Origin of the sequence: Vibrio sonorensis (genome assembly GCF_001854765.1) — a bacterium.
GTDB classification, from domain to species: Bacteria; Pseudomonadota; Gammaproteobacteria; order Enterobacterales; family Vibrionaceae; genus Vibrio; species Vibrio sonorensis.
In genome coordinates this window covers 1-4,020 of record NZ_LJJE01000040.1, presented here as the reverse complement: position 1 = coordinate 4,020, position 4,020 = coordinate 1, and the positions used below count along the sequence as shown (strand labels likewise).

Here is a 4,020-nt window from a genome sequence, read left to right as displayed (position 1 = left end):
CAGCAAAGACGGCGTGACCAGCAATACCGCCAGTATTGAGGTCTCAAGTGCGACAGTCGTGGGGATAGAATTGTGGGTACAATCTTTAAATGATGAAAATTCATTCGTTAAAAGTGGGCTTGCGGAAGTTGGAAAAAACTACACTTTACGTCCTTATGTTGTGCGTTCAGATGGAACAAAGACGCTTGACACTCCTGACCAGTTTAATTGGTTAGCAGCCGATACGACGCTTCTCGAACTTATTGCGGCTAATTCTGTAATAGCGTCTTTTAACGCTAAAAAGGAAGGTACAACCCAAATATCCATTTCTTACAAAGCTAACACTAGTTTAACGGCTTCTTTGGACATTAGGTTGGTTCCTACCATTGTGAGTCATTCTTTAACTCCAGCAGCGCGGGAACTTAGAGATGTAAATAACAACAAATTTTGGGGGATCCCACTTAGACCAGGAGAGCAGATACAATTTACCCTCATCGTGAGATTTAGCAATGGCAGTACGCTAGATGTTACAAATAAGGGATTATTAAAAGTACAAAGAATTTTACCGAGCACCACCTTTGAAAACGGTTTATTGAAGACCACTAACTCAACTCCATCGGGAGGTGATATGGGCGAAGTCTTTGTAAGTGGAGGTGGGCTCGGTATCAACGAAAACGGTGAATACCCAATAATTCCTATGTGTTATCCAAAACCAGCAATATGTTTTGATAGAGGTACTGAGTGATACAATTTTATCGCCAATTGAGGCTATCTTGAATTGGTGTTGTGTCTCGCCCTGAAATTCTTGGGTATTTTGAAGTCCCCCCAATAGTTGAACACCAATTATTGGGGGATTTTATGCCCAACAACCAGCGGCATAGTGAATCTTGCTCCTTGACTAGCTCCTAGAGTAGAGGCGTTAAAATACATTTCGTACAAGATGTATTGCGCAATTCGATGGAACTAATTAAGGAAGTTACGATCTTACCCGCTTAATCCTCTTAGCCTTATGCCGAAACCTTGTTATAAAACAACTAACTGGAAACACTACATCAAGGCTCTAATTCATCCTGGGTCACCGATGTTCTGGATTGATGAAGAAGCCATAAGCGGATGGACGCACGGAAAACATAGTTAGGGCTGCAAGGTTTTCTAGACTCAGTATGTAAAGTCAGCTAATCACCGCTTGTTTGTCCGCATTACCCATTGGTAAACCGTTGAACCAAGCTGGTTGAGGTGTCATTGAATAGTAATACAGAGGGGCGATGAAGGTGAATGGAGGTTCAAAAAGCATAGTACTGACGAGAAGCCCCGAGTCTGAAGAACGCTGCATTTAGCCGTCGCCGCTTGTACTCATGAGGCAGTAGGCGCAGAGCTCTGTTTATCCAATGTCACTGATGCAGAAGTGCCTCCTAATTTTCTCAAACAAACACGCTGACGAACCATCAGATTTCACGGAGAGTGGGCTTTACGACACGAGGAATTGTCATGAGGCATAAAGAGTAAGTTTGCCATTTCGCTTATCCTACCAAGCGAAGGGCTGTCTTCTGAGAGCGGGAACATCCTCGCAATTTAGTAGCGGGTTGCCAAAGGCTCTGCGGCTCGAACAAAAAGTGGAAATAGAAGTATGATTCCATAAGCGGTCATTGTCGAAGACCGCGATGTATCGCGTCAAACAACGACTAGGTGCTTCACTCAGATAACGGTGCGCCTATGAAGTCGCTGACGCTCAGAGCGAAGATGGATGAGTTAGGCATTACCTCATCGTATAGCCGCCCACGAGTCAGTGATGATAACCCGTACGTGGAGTCGTTGTTCCGAACGGTAAAGTACATGCCAAACTGGCCAACGAAGGGCTTTGAAACTCTTAACAGCAGTCAACGTTGGGTTGAAGCTTTCGTACGCTGGTACAACACCGATCACAAGCACAGCAAACTAAATTACGTCACGCCTTCACAGCGTCACAATGGAAAAGATAAAGAGATCTTGAAGCGCCGATCTGAGGTGTTACTCGCTGCCAAAAAGCGAAAACCTGAACGCTGGCCTAGCAATATCAAGAACTGTAAACCAGTTGGTTACGTGCACCTAAACCCAGAGAGAGATGCTGCTTAATAAGCAAGCAAATGATGACAACTACCTTGAAAAACGCCGTTTAGGAAGAACTCTGCAGATATTGCATGGGAAACTGAAGTTTGGATTGCGGATAATCCCGACCATATGATCCACTTCAATAGTGATCGTTTTCTTGGACCACACGATAACAAACCTGAGATTGTCTAACATGGCTTGCCCTGAGATTTTCGGGCTCATTTCTAATTAACGCCGGCAAGGTAAGACGATTAGTTGTCGACATTATTGGATTAAGATGCATATAGGCACTGGAAATACACCTTAAAATACAATCGTTTACCCTTCTTAAGGTTGTTTTCTGTTCCATTGTCGATCAACCCCCTTAATGAATAACTTCAAGTTTTGAGAATAAAGCTGAACTATGACTTTCGAGAAACCATTCTTATTTGTTCAATCTCGTCATCATCAATATTTAGAGACTGTAGAAATTTGAGGTGCCCTAATGGCTCCATCTTTTCAAACTGCTTGTGCCAATTAAGCATATCTTGATCATCCATGCCTGATTCCCTAAGTATCTCAGTCCAGCGCTTCTTGGTTAATTGCCCCTTATTTAGTAGCTCCGGCTTTTGCAGGAGAGTCAGTATCGAGTGCTGCTGTTGGCGGAGTTTTTTGATTTCGATATCGAGTGCGGCAAACTGTTGGCGTAAAACCTCATCTCGACTCTTTCCTTGAGATTGTTGCATCAGTTCTTTTATCTCATTGACAGAAATACCGTAAGAACGATATGCAAGAATCACCTTAAACGTTTCAACCTCGCTAGCACTGTACAGCCGATAACCACTAGAAGTGCGACTTGCTGGAACAATTAAGCCCTGTCTTTCGTAATATAGGACAGTGGTGCGAGAGACACCTAGTTGCTCACAAAACTGCTTAATACTCAGCACCGTATATTCCTCTATTTCTTTTGACTATATTGATACCACACCATTGGAATTAATGCACTGGCAAGAATAACCGAGGCACCAAGAATTGACCATGCATCTGGAACTTCAGAAAAAACCATCATACCGATGAGAATTGAGTAGATAATCTTCACGTACTCAACATTAGCGATGATGTTTGCCTGCGTCCATTTGTAAGCGGAAATCCCAACGTATTGAGCTATTGAAGAAATAATGCCAACAAGTAGCAGTAACATAAAATCTTCCAGTGTAGGTGTACGCCACAGAAATAAGGTAGGTATTAAAGCAATCAATCCGATTGCAAGCGCTTGATATACCATTAAGGTTACCTTGGGTTCACTTTGAGCAACTTTTCTTACACATACCACTGCCACAGCAGCACCTATCGAAGCCACAACACCAGATAAGATGTACATGGACTGACTATCTTCAAAAGTAGGACGAACAACCATCATAACCCCTATAAATCCAACCACTATAGTAAAGATTCGAGTGCCAGTCACCGGTTCACTCAGAGCAAGGCGTGCAATGATGGCAACAAAGAGCACTTGTAAGAAACCAAGGGCTGTTGCGTCTGCAAAAGGAATATTACTTACAGTTATAAATACAAAGTACAACGCAGTGAATGTACCCAATATTCTCAATATATGAAGTGGTACTTTTTTCGGTTTGAGCAATACGTGAATGTTATTCGTTATTGCAGGAACAAGCATCAACATGAAAATGAACTGTCTAAAAAATAGGATCTGGAACGTATCGTAGTCGGCACTCAACTTACGCACAAACATACCAACAATGGTAAACAACGCTGTTGAAATCAGTGCTAACGTCACACCTTTAAATATTGGGGATAAAGCATCAAATAACTGCAAAACTCTAGGGTGCTGCATGGTATTTTTCACAAGAAACTGATACATCAAATGAAGCCTTTAAGTTTTAGGTTTGAACAAGAGGCGCATACTAAACTTGACACTTGTAGACAGGTCAACAATACAGAACAGTTGATCCT

Annotated in this window: 3 protein-coding genes and 3 pseudogenes; 4 read left to right on the top strand and 2 right to left on the bottom strand. The window is 42.4% G+C overall.

Annotation, left to right across the window (positions count from 1 at the left end; all coding sequences use genetic code 11):
- From BLO31_RS08595 to BLO31_RS23045, 4 genes and pseudogenes are all read left to right on the top strand, one after another.
- Window positions 1–724 (top strand): hypothetical protein (locus BLO31_RS08595; protein ID WP_217495109.1); only part of this gene is annotated, 724 nt, incomplete at its 5' end.
- A 264-nt stretch (window positions 725–988) separates the two neighbouring features.
- Window positions 989–1,676 (top strand): annotated as a pseudogene (locus BLO31_RS24365) (transposase); the annotation flags it as partial.
- Window positions 1,666–2,091, top strand: a pseudogene (locus tag BLO31_RS08590) (transposase); the annotation flags it as partial. The pseudogenes BLO31_RS24365 and BLO31_RS08590, both read left to right, overlap by 11 nt.
- 45 nt (window positions 2,092–2,136) lie before the next feature.
- Window positions 2,137–2,259: pseudogene (locus tag BLO31_RS23045) on the top strand (BsuBI/PstI family type II restriction endonuclease); the annotation flags it as partial.
- Between the two features lie 209 nt (window positions 2,260–2,468).
- Here BLO31_RS23045 and BLO31_RS08585 read toward each other — a convergent pair.
- Complete coding sequence (locus tag BLO31_RS08585; RefSeq protein WP_070964665.1) at window positions 2,469–2,993, bottom strand: MerR family transcriptional regulator; 525 nt, start codon at window positions 2,991–2,993, stop codon at window positions 2,469–2,471.
- An 11-nt stretch (window positions 2,994–3,004) separates the two neighbouring features.
- On the bottom strand, window positions 3,005–3,901 hold the full coding sequence (locus BLO31_RS08580) for a DMT family transporter (RefSeq protein ID WP_070964668.1): 897 nt from the start codon (window positions 3,899–3,901) through the stop codon (window positions 3,005–3,007).
- Between the last annotated feature and the right edge of the window lie 119 nt (window positions 3,902–4,020).

What these genes read in the sequence shown, in the direction of transcription:
- BLO31_RS08580 (WP_070964668.1), bottom strand. Translation starts at nt 3,901, where the DNA reads ATGCAGCACCCTAGAGTTTTGCAGTTATTTGATGCTTTATCCCCAATA.